21 protein-coding genes and 1 pseudogene are annotated in these 20,191 nt (G+C 34.1%); 6 read left to right on the top strand and 16 right to left on the bottom strand.

Going from position 1 to position 20,191, the window contains the following annotated elements:
• A pseudogene (locus tag QVA17_RS10305) lies at window positions 1–185 on the top strand (LysR family transcriptional regulator); the annotation flags it as partial.
• 94 nt (window positions 186–279) lie between these two features.
• Here QVA17_RS10305 and QVA17_RS10300 read toward each other — a convergent pair.
• The 8 genes from QVA17_RS10300 to QVA17_RS10265 form a co-directional block, all read right to left on the bottom strand.
• The gene (locus tag QVA17_RS10300) at window positions 280–690 is read right to left on the bottom strand and encodes a peptide deformylase (protein WP_287388722.1); all 411 of its coding nucleotides are present in this window, start codon (window positions 688–690) and stop codon (window positions 280–282) included.
• A 26-nt stretch (window positions 691–716) separates the two neighbouring features.
• The gene (locus tag QVA17_RS10295; protein ID WP_287388720.1) at window positions 717–1,061 is read right to left on the bottom strand and encodes a PD-(D/E)XK nuclease family protein; all 345 of its coding nucleotides are present in this window, start codon (window positions 1,059–1,061) and stop codon (window positions 717–719) included.
• Window positions 1,062–1,471: 410 nt separating this feature from the next.
• Window positions 1,472–3,661 (bottom strand): pectate lyase family protein, encoded by a 2,190-nt coding sequence (locus QVA17_RS10290; RefSeq protein ID WP_287388718.1) that lies wholly within the window; start codon window positions 3,659–3,661, stop codon window positions 1,472–1,474.
• A 1,036-nt stretch (window positions 3,662–4,697) separates the two neighbouring features.
• The gene (locus QVA17_RS10285) at window positions 4,698–5,045 is read right to left on the bottom strand and encodes a hypothetical protein (protein ID WP_287388717.1); all 348 of its coding nucleotides are present in this window, start codon (window positions 5,043–5,045) and stop codon (window positions 4,698–4,700) included.
• A gap of 2 nt (window positions 5,046–5,047) precedes the next feature.
• Window positions 5,048–5,416 (bottom strand): hypothetical protein, encoded by a 369-nt coding sequence (locus tag QVA17_RS10280; RefSeq protein ID WP_287388716.1) that lies wholly within the window; start codon window positions 5,414–5,416, stop codon window positions 5,048–5,050.
• Window positions 5,403–6,083, bottom strand: a complete 681-nt coding sequence (locus QVA17_RS10275; RefSeq protein ID WP_287388714.1) for a DUF4417 domain-containing protein — start codon at window positions 6,081–6,083, stop codon at window positions 5,403–5,405. The genes QVA17_RS10280 and QVA17_RS10275 overlap by 14 nt, the downstream gene beginning before the upstream one ends.
• A 163-nt stretch (window positions 6,084–6,246) precedes the next feature.
• Entirely contained in the window at window positions 6,247–6,762 is a 516-nt protein-coding gene (locus QVA17_RS10270) for a hypothetical protein (RefSeq protein WP_287388712.1), read from the bottom strand.
• A gap of 1 nt (window position 6,763) precedes the next feature.
• A complete protein-coding gene (locus QVA17_RS10265) occupies window positions 6,764–7,126 on the bottom strand; it encodes a helix-turn-helix domain-containing protein (protein ID WP_287388710.1) in 363 nt (120 codons plus the stop codon).
• A gap of 548 nt (window positions 7,127–7,674) precedes the next feature.
• Here QVA17_RS10265 and QVA17_RS10260 point away from each other — a divergent pair.
• The 3 genes from QVA17_RS10260 to QVA17_RS10250 all read left to right on the top strand — a co-directional run bounded on the left by QVA17_RS10260 (window position 7,675) and on the right by QVA17_RS10250 (window position 10,547).
• Entirely contained in the window at window positions 7,675–7,965 is a 291-nt protein-coding gene (locus tag QVA17_RS10260; protein ID WP_287388708.1) for a transposase, read from the top strand.
• A complete protein-coding gene (locus tag QVA17_RS10255) occupies window positions 7,965–8,816 on the top strand; it encodes an IS3 family transposase (protein WP_287388705.1) in 852 nt (283 codons plus the stop codon). The genes QVA17_RS10260 and QVA17_RS10255 overlap by 1 nt, the downstream gene beginning before the upstream one ends.
• A gap of 792 nt (window positions 8,817–9,608) precedes the next feature.
• The gene (locus QVA17_RS10250; RefSeq protein WP_287388703.1) at window positions 9,609–10,547 is read left to right on the top strand and encodes an Abi family protein; all 939 of its coding nucleotides are present in this window, start codon (window positions 9,609–9,611) and stop codon (window positions 10,545–10,547) included.
• A gap of 273 nt (window positions 10,548–10,820) precedes the next feature.
• Here QVA17_RS10250 and QVA17_RS12615 read toward each other — a convergent pair whose 3' ends face one another.
• On the bottom strand, window positions 10,821–10,895 hold the full coding sequence (locus QVA17_RS12615; protein ID WP_334299486.1) for a hypothetical protein: 75 nt from the start codon (window positions 10,893–10,895) through the stop codon (window positions 10,821–10,823).
• A gap of 454 nt (window positions 10,896–11,349) precedes the next feature.
• On the opposite strand from QVA17_RS12615, the gene QVA17_RS10245 reads away from it, so the two are divergent.
• On the top strand, window positions 11,350–11,787 hold the full coding sequence (locus QVA17_RS10245) for a hypothetical protein (RefSeq protein ID WP_287388701.1): 438 nt from the start codon (window positions 11,350–11,352) through the stop codon (window positions 11,785–11,787).
• Window positions 11,788–11,889: 102 nt separating this feature from the next.
• Here QVA17_RS10245 and QVA17_RS10240 read toward each other — a convergent pair whose 3' ends face one another.
• From QVA17_RS10240 to QVA17_RS10210, 7 genes are all read right to left on the bottom strand, one after another.
• Entirely contained in the window at window positions 11,890–12,021 is a 132-nt protein-coding gene (locus QVA17_RS10240; protein ID WP_287388699.1) for a hypothetical protein, read from the bottom strand.
• 177 nt (window positions 12,022–12,198) lie between these two features.
• Window positions 12,199–12,705, bottom strand: coding sequence for a hypothetical protein (locus QVA17_RS10235; RefSeq protein WP_287388698.1), 507 nt, complete (start codon window positions 12,703–12,705; stop codon window positions 12,199–12,201).
• 74 nt (window positions 12,706–12,779) lie between these two features.
• Window positions 12,780–14,243, bottom strand: coding sequence for a 23S rRNA (uracil(1939)-C(5))-methyltransferase RlmD (rlmD, locus tag QVA17_RS10230; protein WP_287388697.1), 1,464 nt, complete (start codon window positions 14,241–14,243; stop codon window positions 12,780–12,782).
• A 156-nt stretch (window positions 14,244–14,399) separates the two neighbouring features.
• Window positions 14,400–14,672, bottom strand: a complete 273-nt coding sequence (locus QVA17_RS10225; protein WP_287388696.1) for a DUF4366 domain-containing protein — start codon at window positions 14,670–14,672, stop codon at window positions 14,400–14,402.
• A 74-nt stretch (window positions 14,673–14,746) separates the two neighbouring features.
• Entirely contained in the window at window positions 14,747–17,275 is a 2,529-nt protein-coding gene (locus tag QVA17_RS10220) for an ATP-dependent helicase (RefSeq protein ID WP_287388694.1), read from the bottom strand.
• Window positions 17,276–17,448: 173 nt separating this feature from the next.
• Window positions 17,449–18,420 (bottom strand): SPFH domain-containing protein, encoded by a 972-nt coding sequence (locus tag QVA17_RS10215; RefSeq protein ID WP_287388692.1) that lies wholly within the window; start codon window positions 18,418–18,420, stop codon window positions 17,449–17,451.
• Between the two features lie 73 nt (window positions 18,421–18,493).
• Window positions 18,494–19,177: a PspA/IM30 family protein gene (locus QVA17_RS10210; protein ID WP_287388690.1), complete on the bottom strand. Its 684-nt coding sequence runs from the start codon at window positions 19,175–19,177 to the stop codon at window positions 18,494–18,496.
• 328 nt (window positions 19,178–19,505) lie between these two features.
• Here QVA17_RS10210 and QVA17_RS10205 point away from each other — a divergent pair, with 328 nt between their 5' ends.
• The gene (locus QVA17_RS10205; protein WP_287388689.1) at window positions 19,506–20,186 is read left to right on the top strand and encodes a DUF1836 domain-containing protein; all 681 of its coding nucleotides are present in this window, start codon (window positions 19,506–19,508) and stop codon (window positions 20,184–20,186) included.
• Window positions 20,187–20,191: the final 5 nt, after the last annotated feature.

Below are 20,191 nucleotides of genomic sequence, written 5' to 3'. Positions count from 1 at the left end.
TTATTGAAAAAGATTGTGGCATCACCTTTTTATATAAAGCAGCGGTTGCATCAGGACTGCAGTCCGGATATCTGAAAACAATCCCCCTTGAAGACTTTAGGGTAAAACATGATTTTACCTTCATCTGGCCCAAAGATACCGTTTTCAGTGAAGAGATCCGTGCAATATGTGAGGAAATCCATTAGCTATATCAAGATTAATATGTATTAAATTCAAGAAAAAAGCGCTACTTTTTACAATTAATGTTAGAAGTAGCGCTTAATAACCTTTAAACGTATATTATATTATAATTCCTTCAAGATGGTCACATTCATGCTGAATTATCTGAGCAGTCCATCCTGTAAACTTCTGTTTACGCTTATTAAAAGACATATCTTCAAACTCAACTTCAATTTCCTTATATCTAGTTGTTCTTCTTGTTCCTACTAATGATAGACATCCTTCTTCTGTGTTAAAAGCGCCGCTCTTTTTTACAATCACAGGATTAAACATAATCATATTCATAAGTCCCATATTTACAACAATAATTCGTTTATTTACTCCAATCATATTAGCAGCCATACCAACACAACTATCTGAATTAGCTGCTAATGTATCAAGAAGATCTCTTGCAATTTGAATATCTTTACTCGTTGCAGGTTCTGACTTTTTTCCAAGAAACAATACGTCTCTACATATATCTCTAACCATTATTATAAATCCTCCATTATTAATTATTATTTTTTCATTTCTTCTGAAAGTTCAATTTCACTATAGTTAGGCAAAAAAATGTAAAAATTAGCTTCTAGCAACTTATATTTTCTAACATATTCCGTTGTATAATTATAATATTTATCCAACTGTGTAGTTCCATTATCTTCTTTACCATTTAACCCCGACTTAATTTTATTTTCAATTACAATTACTTTAGATGATCCTTTTATAAATAAGTCAATATTTCCTTCGCTTTCTCTAACTATTTCATAATCATCATGAAAATCATCTATATTCAAAACTTCTTTTGAAAATTCTAAAAACATCTTTGGATTATATCGAAAATAATATGCCAAAAGATTCAACATAATCACCTCATCGTTTTCTTTTCTGATAATTTCAAGAAAAGACACATTTAAGTTATTGAAATGTCCATTAGGTTTTAATTTAGTAACAGATGATTCTTTCTCCCATACGACACCTCACAAATATTATTAACTATATAACTTAGCTGTTATAAGCACACTTAGCACAATACATTTTATGCAAAAATAAACTTTAGCACTTTGCCATAGATTTTACAACTACTTAAAAAGCTATCAAAACTTTATCTCATACAATAAATACTATTATTCGTAGCTTCATCATCTATCTAATTTAATAAAACACCTCTCAATCCCTGTCTTTACCTTATTGGGGCATTGACAAAAATTGGAAGGTGTTTTATATACTTATCCTTATGATTAAATTCAGTAACACTTTTCTTAAAAAGATATACCTATTTAAATTTTTTATATTGTCTATTTTTTCTAAATAAAACCTCTATACCTATTAATGATACTGACATAATTGTCATTAATAAATAAATAATTGACATATTATTATCCCCTGTGGTTGGAGATTTTGCTGTTTCACTAGATTCCACTTTGACAGCCTCATCTGTAACCACCGCTGTGTCGGCTGCCACCTCTAAGGATACTTCATTAAGATTTTCTTCTTTCTTTATCTTAACCAGTGCAAAGATAGCATTCTCAATATCTGTTGCCATTGCATCAACCTTTTCCTGATTATCAGACATAAAGCCTCTCTCTACTTCATTAATTGCATCAGTAACTCCTGAGAAGTCCTCATAATCTGAAGGTGTTAAACTTCTAGCCTTGGCAATTTCGGCATCAACCTCACTATAGTCTGCCTCTGCAAGATACTTAATCTTAAGCCAATCACTACTTGTCATATCTATCGCACCAGCACCTGAATTACCTGTTACCACTTCTTTTACATCTTCAAGAGGAAGTACCTGATATGAGAATGGAAGTACTCCTTCTGTTTCATAAGTAAATTCCATTGGTGTAGCCTCTTCAAGAGTATAATCTCTCTTCTCGTATGACTGTTCATTTACAATATGTGAAGCCCATGCCCAGTTACCAATTGTAGATTTGTCTTTCCAGTCAAAACCTGTTGTGAATAAATTCTCACCATTATTATCCCAGCTACTACCTGTATATGTACCCTTAGAATTAGTTACCTCAGAGTTAACAATTAACACATGATTATATGCATTTTGGAACATAACTGCCCATTCAGGCTGCATATTCTTAGGATCATCTCCTTGAATTTCAGCACCTGTAATAGGTTCTTCAATACCATTAAACACACATGTATCTGCTGCAATACATGCGCCATTTCTAGAATTTAGGCAACGAGATAAATGATAAGGTCCAATTTCTTCAAACACAGGATTAGCCTCCGCCGCTGTCTGGTGTGTTGAATCATCAATATAACAGTTAATCAAGTTACCAACGCCCTGTCTAATCATAGGCACACGTTGTCCAACATTTACATAATGATTATAGCAAAGAGTAAGGTTAATATTACTATTAGCATCCTCTACGACTTCTCCATCTGGTCTTACATAATTAACGAAATCCTTATCTCCAGAGCCACTTAAGTGGCACTTTTTATGATATGCAGAATAAGCCATAATCTGACCAGGTGTAGCACCAGCTGTTCTCATCTGATAGTATAAGCTCTTCTCCGGATTTAATTCACCCTTCTGATATCTTTCTTCCATAAACATAATAGACTGATAAATAGAGCTATCTTCTGATGGTGTTTCAGTTGCCTCATCACCTATCTTGCACCATGAAATTGTGATTCCATTAGAACCATTTTCTATATCAATATTACCATCTGAGGCGATTTCAAATGTACAATGATCAATCCATACATTCTTGCCACCGTTAATCTTAATATTAGTCCAACCAACTTCCTTTTGTGCACCAGCATCATCCCACTGCCACATTTCCTTAAACTTAAGATTTCTAATAACGATATCATTACTACTAATTTTAAGTTCAGTATGTTTAATACTACTGCCATTAGTAGAGAAAATTGTAAGTCCATCAATACCACTTAAACTAATCTGTGTTACATCACTTTTAGCCATAAGCGGATTAGTAAATCCCCCATTTACATTAGCAAGTTCATTAGATGGTTTCTTATACTTTCTTACGAAGTTATACTTTCTAAGGACGCTACTTGTAAGTAAGTCTGATAGATATTGATATCCCAAATCCATATCCTTAGTGATTTCCATGACTTTAACCTGGCCTTTCTGTGCATCACGGATTGCATCAAGAAATTCCTTCTCATCATTAATCACCCTGTAATACTCAGTGCCAACGTATTCACTTCTGTCATGAATATTCCCCTCTACTGAAGCAAATCCTGTCACTGATAGAAAAGAGCTATTATAGCTACTTTTAGTTGTAATAGTTCCAGGAATCTGGGACACTCCACTTTCTGTGGGATAGGCTGATTCATTATTCTTAATTGCCTCAGAATCGCTTCCTGCATAGATTGCCACACTGCCTGGCATTAGAGCTGCTGAAAATGTTAAGACTCCGGCAATAACCAGAGTACCTACCCTTAAAGCACTCTTTCCGCTAAATAATAAATTTTTTCTCATTAAAATACATCCTCCCCCTGTAAATTAACTTTTAGCAAGATAAATGTTAACATATTTTAATGAGAATAACAATAGATTTTATGCAGTTTTCACTGAATTTAACTTATTTTTTTGCTTATATTAGTAGAATTTACCATTATACTGTTTTGATATTCACAATTTAAAATTTAACTTGTCATAAAATTTACAGTTTAATATTAGAATTAAAAAATCATCTTGTCATAAAATTTACAGTTTAATGTTAGAATTAAAAAAGGACTATCCTAATTGGATAGTCTCTCTCTTTTTTTACTGAATTTCAGCTTTATATACTTTATATGAATAAATCGATCCTGAGTACCTATGTGAATCTGCTTATTACACTGAAATGAAACATTATGGACTCCGTTTTTGTTGATATGATTCAGGCATCTTATGACCACATTTGCACATCATTTTTCTGCCCCATACCCTGTCGGATATCCTTGTACCGACCGTTATCAAAAGCTCGACAAATATTGCAAATGTTTCAAGCTTTGACCTGGTGAACATTAAACTTATTGCTGCTTTTTTTCCGCTTGATGTTTTTTCTGATTCATTCATTCTTTTTGCATATAGAAGTTCTGATACAGCAATATCTAATGCCTGGCATAAATATGAAGGACAGAAACTGAGAATCCGTAAAACACCTGCCTATTTCTGTAAAGGTATAGTTAGATTCATAAGTTGTTGAAATCAGATATTTTAAGTGTTAAAATTAAAGAGCGATTTGGTATGTTTAACATATCATCTGAGAAACACCGATTGGTTGCGCCAACAACCTTTCCGGTGTTTTTCTTTTATAAAAATCCTCAAATGCTGTCTGTACGCGCTTGTTGATATCGTTGTCCTCACAAACATATAAGTTAATGCTAGCAGAATAAAAGCTTATTATTTGCAAAACTCTTTTTATAAAAAAATTATTTGCAAATACATAAGAGTTCTTTGGAAAATAATCTATGTTTATGACAATTGCCTTACCATTGTTACTTCCATTCTCAAAACTATCAGCAGAACTCTATAATTCAATTGCTATGCCTGTACCATAATCAATTGCTCTTTCAACATAGGTTAGAAGTGCCTTGTATGCATCCTGGAAGAAATCAGGTATTCCTAATTTTCTCTGGTTTACGATGACTTCTTTCAGCTTTAAACAAGCATTATAATCAAAGAAGTCATAATCTCCATCATCTAATAATGTTTCACATTCTGCATTAACTCTATCAACCATATTGTCAAGAAACCATGTGCTTTGTTCATCACCAAAATATATTTCTTCTACTCTCGAGTCAGGTTCCATAGACAAATCATATGTTGGACCATATTTCTTCATATCATCAAGTGTTTTTGCCAAATATAATCTCATGTTTACATTTCCCTCCTCTTCTTGATTTTAAAATGCGTCTCTTCATTAGTTCCAGGAGTGCCATCAAGTTTAACGTACTTCTTTGCTTTATTATCAAATATACGCAGATAACCCGATGGCATATCAGCCTTTATTGTATAGTTTGCATTTCTGAAAACATATTTTACACCCTTTGCTTCTCCCTTTTTGCTTGGTGTAAACTTAGAAACCACGTCATTAAGGTTTACTTTATTCTTCTCCCAATTCGAATTATATTTTGATTCTCGTAATTTACTCTTGTAATAGCGGATGGCATCAAGCATTGAGCTATGAATCATTATTCTTGCATAGAATTTTGCTGCTTTTGAATAACCTGCTTTACTGTCTGACATAGGGCACCTCCTTACATAATCTGTGAAAATCTGTATACGTTCTGAAGTCAATGCCCAATATATCAAGTTGTCTTTCAGCTATTTTATCGTGTTTGCCATATAGAATCAGTTTTTCCGGTAACAATACAAGTATTTTTTTCATGAATGAATAATCGCATTCATCAGCTGTTGTATCGCATCCTAAAAATCCTGCGGCAACCATTACTCCATGTGGAGTATTTTTGAAAATTACATCTGGATCAAGTCCACCAGTTCTTGTGTTTAATAATATTTTTATACCATTAACGGCAAGAACAGCCAAAAACAGATGATTCAATAAAATTATTGCCTCTTGCCATTCTTCATCCATATCTGAAGTTACAGTCACATCCATGCCTATAACTCCCATAAACAAAGAATATTCTTCAATCTCATCCAATACTTTGCCTATTCTTGGGTATAAGTTTTTATCCCTTCCAAAAAAACACAATACTGTTTTGGCTGGATTGATGATACGCCAATTTTTTCTCTGTGAATATGGCACAACCATCTCTGGCCATTCATCTAGGAACATGTCCTTTGTAAAAATCGGCAATCCATTTTCATCGAAAGTAATATCCTTATCTTTGAGATAATCGTACATTTCATCAATAGAAATGAAAAGATCTAACATGCTTCTTATTTGCATATTTTACCTCCTATTACGAAATACTCGGAGGAAATGTGCAAACATAATACGATTTGGTATGTTTAACACATCATCCTCTCCTAATTTAATTGTTCTTTATTTATCAAAATACCTGCGCCAACAGTTATTTTTTTTCAATTTTATCCTGTCATTTAGCTACCTCCTAATATTTCTGTCGCTTTTTTGCAAAGCCCTTTGATACATGATATTTCTTTGTGATTTCACTCACAGACATGCCTTTAGTCTCTTCGTATGGCATTGCTACTTCTCCAGCAAGAGCTTTTACTTGCCATTCTACACTGCAGTATACTTGTGCTTTCTTAAACGAACGCTGAAGAGTTGGTGTATAACCTATCTCATACATAAATATATGGCACATTTCGTGTAAAATAAAACCTAGATAAGCTCCGATTCTGTCCATTGCTCCATCATAAACATATTGCTTTATTTCTATGGTGAATCCATTGCCTTCATTCTTAATACATTGAGCAACAACATTCTTTGGCATTGCGTCATCTTCAACCACACTGTATGTGCTGCCTTCAAATACATCCGGTAGCTTTTCTAAAGATTCGAGCACCGGAAATGGACCTTCTTCTGGTACGTCAAATAATTCTCTAAAAAAAAGCGAATATGTTCTAAGTTTAGCCCTGCTCACAGGCTTTGTTATGTAGTCCAATTTAGTTTTCCTCCTTCTTCTGTAATAATTTAATTATCCTGTCTGCCGTTTCGTCATCAATGTCATCAAATGATCTTGCAAATTGCAATGCCACCTTACGTTGCATTATAGACGAGTCTTTCATATCAATTTTTGTTTGAACCCTGGATTCTTCAATAGCTTCATTTAATTCTGTCCGTTCATCTGTGCTCAAATTATAAAATTGGGCAATAGTCTCTGCCCATCCTTTAGGTACATTCTTCTTTCCATTTTCTACTGCAGATAAAAATGGAGTCGTTGTGCCCAACATTTCTGCCATATCGCCCATTACTTGATGATTTTTGACACGTAAAACTCTCACAAATTCACCAAACCTCGTATACATATAGTGCACTCCTTTCTACAACTGTAGAATATCACCTTTTAAACAAAAAATCAATAATTTTATTAACCTATTTTTGGTTAACTTAGATAACCCCTATTCTTTTTAACTCCTATTTCCTGCGATAGCTTGTATCTACTATCCTATAGACAGCAATAAAAAAGCCCTGCCATCACTGGCAAGGCTCTATATACACGCATTTTTAGTTTCCTTCATCTTATATTTTTTATCAAGAAACTTTTTTGCATCCTCTGTAGTAATTTTTCCCTTTTTTTCTTTTTCAATATATTATTTAAAATCTGCAGTAGGTTCGAGACCATCAACTATTTATCAGATTCCGGCATAGAATCACATTTATTTATCCAGCTCCTTAATAATATTCAAAAGATATCCTCTTAGATACAATCCGAATCCCCATACAAAAGAACCACACACCGTCGTAATAATCTTCTGAATTGTAGTCACGGAAATCAGGCTTGTGTACTGGTAAACTAAATTGGTAACATGATGTTCGATAATATATAATATAATCATCATGAAGGAGGAACATCATGTCAGTACATTATAGTGAGGAATTTAAGAAAGATGTTGTTAAAGCATATATGGATGGTGATAGACCTATAGTCCAGATTGCTGCAGATTACAACGTCGCTAAGAGCACAGTCTCAGAATGGGTAAAAAAATACGGAGAAGAATGCCAATATAAGAAAAATACCACAAAAACTAATGAATCAGAATCTGCTAAAGAGATTCGTCGCTTAAATAAGCTATTACATGAAAAAGATAAGGAAATTGATTTCTTAAAAAAAGCAGCGGCATTCTTCGCCAAGGAGATAGATTAGTGGTATATCGCTTCATTGACGAGCACAAAGAAAGTTTTGGTTTAAGATGGCTGTGCCGACATTTCGGAATTAGCCTTAATTGTTATTACAATTATCTTGCTGATAAAAAAGAGGATTATCATAAGCAGCGTGAAGCCATCTTAGAAAGGATTAAATACATTTTCTATAACAACAATAGAACTGTTGGACATAGAGCTGTAAGGATCTTTTTAAAAAGATATGGCATATATTTGAGTAAAACAACAGTGCATAAATATATGAATAAAGATTTAGGACTTGGCGCAGTTATAATGCGTAAAAAGCCTAATTACAAACGCTGCAAAAAGCACAAGATATTTGATAATCTACTTAAACAAAACTTTAACGTTAATGAAAAGAATAAAGTCTGGTGCACAGATTTTACCTATATGCGTCAGCCAAATGGCAAGTTTAGATACAACTGTACTATTATTGATTTATATGATAGATCAGTTATTGCTTCAAAAAATAGCGATTATATAAATACAGAACTTGCCATCGATACATTAGAGGAAGCTCTCAATAAAGAAAATCACCCAAAGAACTTAATATTACATTCAGATCAGGGAGTTCAATATACTTCCTGGGAGTTTGTTGCTTTCTGTAAGGATAATGGTGTTACTCAAAGTATGAGTAAAGCTGGTTATCCTTATGATAATGCGCCTATGGAAAGATTTTATAATACATTTAAGAATTGTTTTTATTACAGATACACTTTTGAAAGTGTTGAAATGCTTGATGAAATGACAAGAAGATATATGAATTGGTACAACTATGTAAGACCACATTCAGCTAATGGATATTTGACTCCTATGGAGGCAAGATCAAAGTAGTTATTTTCGGACCAAAGTGTTACCAAAAATCTTGACCAGTACAATATTTACTGATTCAACCTTGTTAATGGCACAAAGCTTTTTCCCCGCGTCTTTGCTGGACGCTCCGCAATGGAAGGCCTGCTCTGTCGGTAATCCATAATCGAGTACAATAAGCCTATCATGACAATCCGGATTTGATTTAATCCGAAGCGATGGGTACTGGTTTATAAAATCATTAACCACAGATGTCGTAAGAAATCCTCTCTTGCCATGCCCATTCTCCGTAAAAAGAATTACTTCCACGCCTGTTCCGTGAAGTCGCAATTTGCGACTTCATGTATTCTATATTCAAACAAAGATGTTTTTTGTGGTCGCAAAAATCGACCGCAAACCTTACACAAGGCATTTGAGATAAGAATTTCATATGCCGACACTGGCATAATTGAAACCCACGATTTGCTTCAGCAGATGCTTAATCTTGTAAATATGCTGATACTTGCTGGTGATTTAGAGTTTGCACGTCTTAAATCTGTATACGGATATCTGAATAATCTGTATATCAGATAGCACAAACCTGAGAAAGCACTAGAGCATAAAAAATGGCTGAATGCCAGAAATAAACAAAATAAGAATATCACACACAGAAACGCATAAGCTATTAATGCCACTAAAAAAGCTGTTTGACATCGCCAGATATCAATGGTATAGTATCTTTAGTGGTTGCGCTGCGGAAACTTGCGATGCCCGCAGCCGGTGGAGTTCCATGCGTGGGCTCCACTTTTTTTATGCCAAATAAAGGAGGATTCAGAAATGGCTAATAAAACATTTTACACATATGATGAGCAAATCGAAAAGCTTGAAAAAGAAAAGCAACTTATTATTTCTGATTCTGAATTTGCCAAAACCACTTTACAAAAGTTAAGCTATTTTTCATTAATCGGCGGATATAAGGATTTATTTAAGCATAAACCATCCGGTAATTATCTACATGGAGTTACTTTTGAGGAAATTACCGCTTTCTATTACTTTGACGAAGAATTAAGAACGCTCTTTCTAAAATATATCTTACATGTGGAAAGACAGTTAAAATCCATGCTTTCCTACTACTTTTGCGAAAAATATGGAGAACAACAGACGGCATATTTAACTGCAGCTAATTATAACTATACTCGCAGAAATCAAAGCAAAATAAATCACCTGATTACTACCTTAAGTAAAACCATCGCCTTACCAAACAACTATAGTTATATCACTCATCATGCAACAGTGTATGGAAATGTCCCTTTATGGGTAGCAACCAATGCGCTTACTTTTGGACAAATTTCAAAAATGTATCAATATACTACTTCGGATATCCGCACCAAAGTTAGCCTGAATTTTGCCAATATGTCAGAGGTTCAATTGCATCAGCTCATCCGTATCCTTGCAAGCTGTAGAAATGTATGTGCTCATAATGAGAGGCTTTATTCATTTCAAGTAAATGAAGCTATTCCTGATACGGTTTTACATAGTAAATTACAAATACCACAGAAAAACGGACAATATGCTATCGGCAAGAAGGATTTATTTGCAGTAGTGATTGCTTTGCGTTATCTTATTGATAATCAGGAATTTAAACAATTTAAAGCTGAGCTCAAACGATTGATTCATTCTGTTCTCAAGAACTGCCCACACATCAGCCAGGAACTACTATTTTCCAAAATGGGTTTTTCTGAAAACTGGGAAAAAATTGTATGCTATAAAAAATAGTTACATGACGTACAATCAGCGAGAGAAGTTACACACATGTTTGCTATTAATATAACCAATGTAACTATTCTTCATCATAAAAGTCATCAAGTACATACATCGGGTGATGTATTTGACTGTAAAATATTGGAGTCGTCTAGTATAAGTGACTGCAAACCAGAATGACTTAAAGAGCTATTAGAAGATGTATCATCACTCTGGCAAACCTCTTTGGTATGACTGTCAGAACCTGTTTTCTTCTTGGACGCATTAAGTCTTTGGGGTTTAAAATGATTAGCATCTTTTCGATCCTTGAATCCGGTCCGATAAACAAAAGTCCTCGGGAAATCTTTTAATATTTCTTTTCATTGCTTTATTGATATTCTTGGTCTCAACCTAATACAGAATTGTCAAATCGCACTATCATAACTTGTCTTCCTCGTATATCATAAATCAATTAAGAAATATCAATGTTCTGACCGGTTCTTTCAATTGTCTTATTTTCTTCATTTGTTACAACTTCATCCATACGACACCTCATCTATATAAAACATTTTTATTTGAGGTTACAAATTGGAACCTCAAATGATATTTAATTTACACAACTTGTTTATATGTCACTATAGAGAGAAGCAAAGAATATAATTTCAAATAGAGGATTAACAATTGCATAACTGCAATTTATAATAATGTTGTGAGTTTGCAAACATCACATGTTCAGAAAAGAAGGAGGAAACGAAAATGTATAGATCCTCTGACATATATGAAAATATCGTTAGATTTACTCACTTCAGAATAACGCATAAGAAAGGAACGGTGCGATATGGGAGATTTTTTTCAAGGAAAAGACGAACGTATTGTAGATGGCACTCGATATACAAGATATCTCGATTTGAACAAATGGTATGGCATTGTGGTTCCTAAGGATGAAAACGCATATAATGAGATGTGTGACTATAAAGTATGGGATGACAATAAAGGTGATATAAGAGATATTTACTGGTTTATGAAATTTCACGAAGACAAGTTTTATCTTATGGAGAAATACTTATTTAATTTCATAGACGCAGAATGCCATCTGTTGATCAATATGTATGAAGAGGAGTGGATAGAAGGAGATAATTTGAAAAAAACTCTCGAGATAACTGATCGCATGATTAACAATTCAGATAATGAGGAATTTCTTGAACTGGCAAAGGAGTTTCGCAACCTTGTTCTGAAGGCAATTGAAGTCAATACATGTGTGGGGTGCTTTTTCTAAAAATCGAAGCATAAAAAGGCTCTCTTACTACCGATAATGGCAGTATGGGAGCCTCTGTTATTTGCAATTCTTTCAACATCTATTTGAATTGTTCTTTCGACTTTATAGAGATGATGCCATATCTTTTATTCCGCTCATCACGTTCTTGTCGTGATTTGTAAAAATGCCCATTCCCTCCAAGCCCAGATAGCCGAGGAAATCGCCATCGTATGAGAACTTTGCTCCATCGTACATATTGTCATATCCTTCATTCAGCCCCCGCCGCCAATGATGGCAGTGTGGGGAGCCTTGATGTTTCTTACTTGCTTTTTTGATTAGGTGGCGAATTACGGTTTTCCTCCTATAGTGATTCTCTACATCCTTATACAGGCGTTCCACTATATGTCATCAACAATCCTCTTCTTTTAAACATTATATTCCGAACCTCGTATCAAGTTGATTGGATTCTGTTTTACCATTAAAATACAAAATGTACCGATTATCATTCTGCTCTTCACCGCTAATTACTGCTTCCACTTGAGTAGCTTTCCATGTAACTTGACACAAATCAGAACTGGCATTTGCCCCATCAGCTGCTATATCAAAAGAATACTTTACAATCGTTCCTGTTTCATCTTGAAGAACTAATCTGGCATGTGTATGTCCAAATGGCCAATCCGGATCTCCTACCTGCTGGAATAATAATTCATATTTTCCATCCGGTGATGTATATGAAGCTACATCATGTATTTTATACTTTGTTGTATATGTAAAAATTCCAGCTAAAATCATAATTAGAATATTGAAGAATGCCACCATCCCCAGAATAACTCTAACCACTGGTTTCTTTATGGCTTTACAGCATAACATTGAAATAAATGTTGCTATGAATGCTATAACAAAAATCATTTTATTCGCCTCTATCTTTGTCTTTTTCACTCTGAGAAATTCTCTCTGTAAGTAGCCTTGGCCTTTGCGCTGGTCAGATCCAACTCGTCCATATCCACTTTAACCTAGATATGATGCTTCGTTTCAGATAGTTTGGACAAAAGACAGACAGTCTCCACATGCACAGTTCCAGGGAACATATCCACTAGACAGACCTTCTTAATCTTATAGCCTCTTTCCTGTAACATTACTAAATCTCTTTGAAGAGAAGTTGGCTTACATGAAATATAAACCATAGAATCCACACCATAATCAATAATTTTTTCTAGGGCCTTAGGATTAATACCATCTCTTGGTGGATCAAGAACGATAAAATCAGGCTTATCTTCTATCTTATCAAGGGCAGTTAATACATCTTCTGCAATAAATTCGCAGTTATCAAGTTCATTAAGCTTAGCATTTTCCTTAGCTGACTTAACTGCATCTTCAACGATTTCAACACCAACAATTTTTTTAGCAACAGGAGCCAAAATCTGAGCAATTGTACCTGTTCCCGAATAAAGATCAAAAATAACCTTATCCTTAGTCTCACCAACATACTCTCTTGCCTTTGAATAAAGAACCTCAGCTCCTAAAGAATTAGTCTGGAAAAATGCAAATGCAGCAATCTTAAAATTAAGACCTAAAAGCTCTTCTGTAATATAATCCTGACCATAGATAATTTCTGTGCCCTCATTAATTACAACATCAGCAATAGAATCATTAAGTGTGTGTAATACACCAACAATCTTTCCTTCTAAATCAAGCTTTAATAAGGCATCAGATAATTCCTTAATCTTAGCATCATGATTTTCTTGTGTTGTAGTTATTAAATCAATTAGGATTTCTTTTGTCTTAACAGCCTTACGTACAAGTAAATGTCTTAAGAAGCCTTCATGACTATTCTTTCCTAAAAATTTAAGGTCATTACTAGTTGCCCAAGCCTTAACACAGTCAAGAATCTTAGAATAATCCTTATCTACAATCTTACATCCTGATACATTAACAATGTCATACATACTGTTTCTCTTATGAAGACCAAGAGCTAATGGGCCATCTTTAAATTCATCTCCAAAAGAGAATTCCATCTTATTTCTATATTCTTCAAACTTAGGACTACCTAAAATTCCTTCAAATTCATAATCCGTCTTAGCCACAGCATCAATAAGTTTTTTAACCTGTTCTCTCTTCATTTCAAGCTGTGTATTATAATCAACTGTCTGATACACACAACCACCACAATTACCAAAATGTGGACAGACTTCGTTAGTTTCACTATCAGCTTTCTTAATAACCTCTAATAATCTACCTTCACACTTACCATGTTTCTTTTTATTAACCATAAAGCTTACTTCCTGACCTGGGATAGAGTTTTTAACTATAACTCTACTTGGCTCTTCTTCCCCCATAGGAATAAAACTAGCATTAGCAATAACCACATCATTAGCAGATAAATCTCCCTTATCTACCTTAGCAATTGGCTCAACTACTGCTTTATTAGGAAAATCTGCATATAAAACTCTACCTGTATAAACTTCACCTTTTTTCAAATTCTTTCTCCAATCTTTATCCAATAAATAGCCTAATCATATTATCATAAAAAATATATTTCCTTCAACACTAAAAAAGCCCTTTCTATCTTAGGATAGAAAGGACTTAAATTCTTATCAAAACAAATGACACAACTAGTAAGTCAGCGAATCTGACTAATTCTCAAGTTCAAAATCATCATCATCATCAAAATCATCATCGAAGTCATCATCATCAAAGTCATCATCAAAATCATCTAAATAATCTGGTGTGAAATATCTATAAATTGCATATGCCACAGCAGCAATTGCTGCAACTGCTGCTAAAACAGCAAGTACGATAACAACAATATTAACCTTCTTACTCTTCTTAACTTCTACTTCCTTCTTACGTAGAATATCATTAAGTTTTGTAGCAGCAATGATTTCTTCAATTTTGTCCTTACTCATATGCCCTCTCCTTTCAATCACGGTCAATCTTTAATTAGAATTATATCATAGTAATTTTAATGTTGCAATAAACTTTACTTTTTCTTAAGATTTGCAAATTGACTAAGCATGCGCTTAATTCCAAACTCCTCAAAATCTACTGTGACCATATAATCTCTTGGAGACTCCTCTATTTTTTTGACAATACCCTCACCAAATTTAGCATGAATAACAGTGTCCCCTTCTCTATAACCGAGACTTTCTATTCCGCCAAGTCCAGTACTAGGGCCTTCTTTACTAGTCTTAAAGGCACTTACATTAGTGCTTCTTTTGAAGGCTGAATCTTTCTTATTTCCCTTCTTTAAATCAAAAAGATCCATTGGGAATTCCTTACCAAAACCTACCTTAGTATTATTAGTCTTAAAACCTGAATTACTCTGGCTAGGCTTAGTTGTATATGCACTTGCAGAAGATGAATAACTTGATTTATAAGCATTGCCACCGTAACTTGAAGAATAGCTCTTACCTATTGGAACTCTCTTGCTTTCATATTCCTTAGTTTTACCAGAACCATAAGCTGATAAAATACTCTTTCCAACTGCTCTAAAATTAGTCTTGTTACCTGAAGAATAATCCTCATCCCCACCGTAACTAATATTCTTGTTATTACTATAACCGGTGCAATTATTCTCGATATTAAGATACTCTTCTGGAATTTCCTTTATAAAACGAGAAACCTTACAGCTTTGAGTTTCTCCTCTAATCATACGCATCTTAGCAGCAGAAAGATAAAGCTCCTTCTTGGCTCTAGTGATACCTACATAACAAAGACGTCTTTCCTCTTCAATTTCCGTTGGATCATCGCTAGTAATAGTCATATAACTTGGGAAAAGGCCATCCTCCATACCAGTCATAAATACTATAGGGAATTCAAGACCCTTAGCTGAATGAAGTGTCATAAGCATTACCTGCTTTTCCGACTCATCTAAATTATCAATATCTGCAATTAAGGCAACTTCTTCAAGGAAGCCTGAAAGAGTTGGTTCAACTTCCTCTTCCTTACAAGTCTGCTCATAACTTACTATCTTAGAAATCAATTCATTAATATTCTCCTTACGAGCCTCAACCTCTTCTCTTTCTTCCTTTTCAAGTAAGCTGTCAATATATCTTGTTTCCTCTAAGATTTCTTCAATTAATTCATGAAGAGAAATATCATCAAGTCTTTCTCTAAACTTCTCAATTAAATCTACGAAAGGCTTAACCTTACCTGCACCACGCTTGATAGAATCTATGCTATCAATTTCAGTTAAGGCATCCCAGAAAGTAATCTCATTATTATCAGCGTATTCCTGAATGTTATTAATTGTAGTATCGCCAATTCCTCGCTTAGGAATATTAATGATTCTTTTAACTGCCTGACCATCATTAGCATTATCAATAGTCTTTAAATAAGCAAGTAAATCCTTAATTTCCTTTCTCTGATAGAAACTTACACCACCATAGATTCTGTAAGGAATATTACGCATAAGTAGCTTTTCTTCTAGGGCACGGGACTGGGCATTAGTTCTATAAAGAATGGCAATGTCATTATAATCCCATCCATCTCTAACCTTCTCAGCAATCATAGAAACAACGCCTTCAGCCTCTGTAAAGCCTGAATCATACTGAGCAAAATTTACTAAATCCCCTTCTCCATTCTCTGTCCAAAGGGCCTTATCCTTTCTGCCTCTATTATTCTTAATTACAGCATTAGCCACATTAAGAATTGTCTGAGTTGAACGGTAATTCTGCTCTAACTTAATAACCTTGGCACCGTCAAATGTAGTCTCAAAACTTAAGATATTAGTGATATTAGCACCTCTAAACTTATAAATTGACTGATCATCATCACCAACTACGCAAAGATTTCTATACTTATCAGCAAGTAAACTAATAAGCTTAAACTGAGATGTATTAGTATCCTGATACTCATCTACCATTATGTACTGGAACTTCTCCTGATAGTAATTAAGAACTTCATCATCTTTTTCAAAAAGTTCTACAGTCTTAAAAATAATATCATCAAAATCAAGGGCATTATTAAGACGAAGCTGCTTTTGGTATTCTCTATAAACTTGAGCAATTCTTCTTCCGTTATAGTCTCCGCCTACTGAAAGTTCATAATCAGCAGGAGCCTGTAACTCATCCTTAGCCTTAGAAATTGCGCTCATAATTGAACGTTCCTTAAGCATCTTAGTATCTATATTAAATCTCTTACAAATCTCTTTAATGACACTTTTCTGATCTTCTGTATCATAGATTGTAAAGTTGTTATCATATCCAATTCTATCTATATATCTTCTTAAAATACGCACACAAGTTGAGTGGAAAGTTGAAACCCAAACCTTACCTGCATTCTCACCAACAGCTAAATCCACTCTTTCCTTCATTTCTCTCGCTGCCTTATTAGTAAAGGTAATGGCTAAAATATTGTAAGGGGCTACCTTACAGTCATCTATTAAATATGCAATTCTGCTTGTTAAAACCTTAGTTTTACCAGAACCCGCTCCGGCAATAATAAGCAATGGGCCCTCAGTTGTCTCAACAGCCTTCTTCTGCATTCTATTAAGTCCACTTAAGTTCATATCAACCTCTCATAATCTCTTCTTAAATCTCAAACAAAAATCATTATATCATAAATGAATTCCAAAGAGAACATCTTTTCGAAAAAGAAAGCCCTAGTATTTTGCCAATAGGCTTTAATACTAGGGTTTCTTTAAAACAAATATTTTTATATTGGTTTTATTATCACATTTAACTAAATTAACTTTGTTCCGCAATTTCCACAAAACTTAGTTCCTGTTGTTGGTGTGCCACAATTAGGACAAAACTTTGGAATCTGACCAATTATTGTAGGATTTGTAAAACCTGCATTAGCTCCCTGATTAGCATTATTCATTGAATTTACCATCTGTGAGCCAAGAGCCATTCCCATACTTGCACCAACCATATCACCAGCAAGGCTTGAACCGCCCTTTGACATTCCATCAGCCATAGAAATATTAGTGTACTTATTCATATCTCCAACCATAGCCTGAGCTGCTGCCTTGTTCTGCATTCTAGTAACTTCTTCTGGATATGAAACGCTAGCAATGTTAAAATCTGTAACACTAAAGCCTAACTTGCATAATTCCATATCAAGATCTGACTTAATACCTGCTGAAATCTGTAAGCTGTAAGCTTGTAGATTGAAAATGTCTTTACCTTCCGTAGCAATCCATTTCATAAGTAATTGATCAACCACGGCAGACACTCTAAGCTTAACATCCTCTACTCTATACTCTGTCTTAACTCCAGCTAACTTATCAATAAGAGTGATGTAATCATCCACCTTAAAAGAATAATTACCAAAGGCTCTTATTGGAAGACCACCTGGTAAATTAAGCTGTGGTGCGGCAAGAACTACTGGGTTTTTAGTGCCCCACTTTTCAGTAAACTCTTTAGTGTTAACAAATAAAACCTCAGCTCTTAAACCACTGTTAAAACCGAACTTAAAACCCTTTAGAGTAGAAAGGAAAGGAATAATATCAGTTTCAATATTGTATTCACCTTCATCCTTAAAGACACCCTCTATCTTTCCGTTATACATAAAGATAGCGTCCTGTCCTGCTCTAAGAATAAGTTTAGAACCTTTTTTTATTTCATTGTTTGACCACTTGTGGAAAATGATGTCATCTCTATGCTCATTCCATTCCACAACATTGGCAAATTGACCACCAAAAATACCCATTTTGTCTCCTTAGAATTTCTTTAAAAATATATTTCCCACGCCTTTGTAGTAATAAAAGACTAATAGCTCTTTATTATAGACCCATCTGAGCCTTAAGAGCTGCTAATTCATCATCTACTGCCTGATTTGTAGGATTTGCATCATACTTAGCTGTTAAGCTATCGATGTTATTGTCTTCTTCAAGCTTGTTAAGCTCAGACATTGCATTAGCCTCATCAAGCATCTTGTCTGCCTTTGCTTCCATCTTCTCAAATGCAGCCATACTTGAGCTTGCGCCCATTCCCTTGCTTGCTACCTTATTAATCTTTTCCTGAGCCTTTGCAGCCTTAACCTTAGCCTTAATTGTATCTCTCTTAGCTTCAAGTTCAGCAGCATCCTTAACTAACTTATCATGCATCTGACGCATCTTTGTAGCATTTGCCTCAGCTGTCTGTGCAAGCTGTGTAAGTGAAGCCTGATTTGAAACTAATACCTGCTTCTTTTCAAGGAATGTTCTAGCATCTGCTTCGTTACCTGCAAGTAATGCCTTCTCAGCATATGACTGCATCTTAGCGATCTGCTCGTTACATTCATTTAATTCTCTCTTAGTTCTAGCCTCTTCTGCCATAACTGAAGCAGTTTCAGCCTTAACCTCTGCTAAATCCTTCTCAAGATTTCTTAAATACTGATCAATCATCTTCTCTGGATCTTCAGCCTTATCAAGTAATGCATTAATATTTGCACTCATAATATCCTTAAATCTTGTTAAAATTCCCATGTTTTCCTCCAAATCTCCCTTACAAGGGTAAAACAAATTTAATTTGTTTCATTATAATATAAATTTAAATTCTTGTCACCTATCTCTATTTCCTTAGGCAATTTAAATTTATCACAAAACTGGTATTTTACAAAGGTAAAAGACTGCACTTTAAGACTTATTTTATGCATTTTCAAACACTTTTTATGACTTCTAAAAAATATTATTAATAATGTCATCTAGTTTTCAATACTACTTGCTATATAAAATTTTTTTCTATATAATAAACTTTGAACGCATTTTAAGCTATTCAATACTAAATACTGAAAAGAGGTTCATAAATATAACTATGAATGATGATAATAAAGCGTTTATTAACGCACTTTTAAAGAAATTAGTAAAACTTAATTATATAAAGCCAAATGATGTTCCTAACATCAATCTATATATGGATCAGGTGACAACTTTCATGGACGAGCATTTAAGCGATGTGAAGCGCCATGAGGATGATAAGATTCTTACAAAGACTATGATTAACAACTACACTAAGAACAACTTATTACCTGCCCCTGTTAAGAAGAAGTATTCTAAGGAACACATTTATATCCTTACTTTCATTTATTATTTCAAGAACATCTTGTTTATAAGTGATATTCAAAAGATACTTAATCCTTTGACAGATAAGTTCTTTGATACTGATTCAAAGCCAGATCTTGAGACTATTTACAATGAGATTTACTTACTTGAGAAGACTCAGATTGACTACTTATCAAAGGATGTTATTAAGAAGTCAGAAATTGCCAATGATTCTTTTAAGGATGTTGAGGACGAGGATGAAAGAGAATTCTTACAGCTCTTCTCTTTAGTATGCCTTTTAAGCTTTGATGTTTATATGAAGAAGAATATCATTGAGAACTTAATCGATGATTTTAACGCTAAGCAGGAATCAAAGAAGAAGAAGGCTGTTAAGACTGAGAAGAAGGAATCTAAGAAAGAAACCAAGAAGGAATCTAAGAAAGAAAGTAAATAATTAAT

The sequence above is a fragment of the Lachnospira sp. genome (genome assembly GCF_016290755.1).
GTDB lineage: Bacteria > Bacillota > Clostridia > Lachnospirales > Lachnospiraceae > Lachnospira > Lachnospira multipara.
The sequence above is the reverse complement of the archived record's forward strand: the minus strand, read 5'-3'. Positions and strand labels throughout refer to the sequence as shown.

Coding starts and splice junctions, on each gene's coding strand:
- QVA17_RS10300 (WP_287388722.1), bottom strand. CDS start 690: ATGGTTAGAGATATATGTAGAGACGTATTGTTTCTTGGAAAAAAGTCA.
- QVA17_RS10295 (WP_287388720.1), bottom strand. CDS start 1,061: ATGTTGAATCTTTTGGCATATTATTTTCGATATAATCCAAAGATGTTT.
- QVA17_RS10290 (WP_287388718.1), bottom strand. CDS start 3,661: ATGAGAAAAAATTTATTATTTAGCGGAAAGAGTGCTTTAAGGGTAGGT.
- QVA17_RS10285 (WP_287388717.1), bottom strand. CDS start 5,045: ATGAGATTATATTTGGCAAAAACACTTGATGATATGAAGAAATATGGT.
- QVA17_RS10280 (WP_287388716.1), bottom strand. CDS start 5,416: ATGTCAGACAGTAAAGCAGGTTATTCAAAAGCAGCAAAATTCTATGCA.
- QVA17_RS10275 (WP_287388714.1), bottom strand. CDS start 6,083: ATGCAAATAAGAAGCATGTTAGATCTTTTCATTTCTATTGATGAAATG.
- QVA17_RS10265 (WP_287388710.1), bottom strand. CDS start 7,126: ATGTATACGAGGTTTGGTGAATTTGTGAGAGTTTTACGTGTCAAAAAT.
- QVA17_RS10260 (WP_287388708.1), top strand. CDS start 7,675: ATGTCAGTACATTATAGTGAGGAATTTAAGAAAGATGTTGTTAAAGCA.
- QVA17_RS10250 (WP_287388703.1), top strand. CDS start 9,609: ATGGCTAATAAAACATTTTACACATATGATGAGCAAATCGAAAAGCTT.
- QVA17_RS10245 (WP_287388701.1), top strand. CDS start 11,350: ATGGGAGATTTTTTTCAAGGAAAAGACGAACGTATTGTAGATGGCACT.
- QVA17_RS10240 (WP_287388699.1), bottom strand. CDS start 12,021: ATGTACGATGGAGCAAAGTTCTCATACGATGGCGATTTCCTCGGCTAT.
- QVA17_RS10225 (WP_287388696.1), bottom strand. CDS start 14,672: ATGAGTAAGGACAAAATTGAAGAAATCATTGCTGCTACAAAACTTAAT.
- QVA17_RS10220 (WP_287388694.1), bottom strand. CDS start 17,275: ATGAACTTAAGTGGACTTAATAGAATGCAGAAGAAGGCTGTTGAGACA.
- QVA17_RS10215 (WP_287388692.1), bottom strand. CDS start 18,420: ATGGGTATTTTTGGTGGTCAATTTGCCAATGTTGTGGAATGGAATGAG.
- QVA17_RS10210 (WP_287388690.1), bottom strand. CDS start 19,177: ATGGGAATTTTAACAAGATTTAAGGATATTATGAGTGCAAATATTAAT.
- QVA17_RS10205 (WP_287388689.1), top strand. CDS start 19,506: ATGAATGATGATAATAAAGCGTTTATTAACGCACTTTTAAAGAAATTA.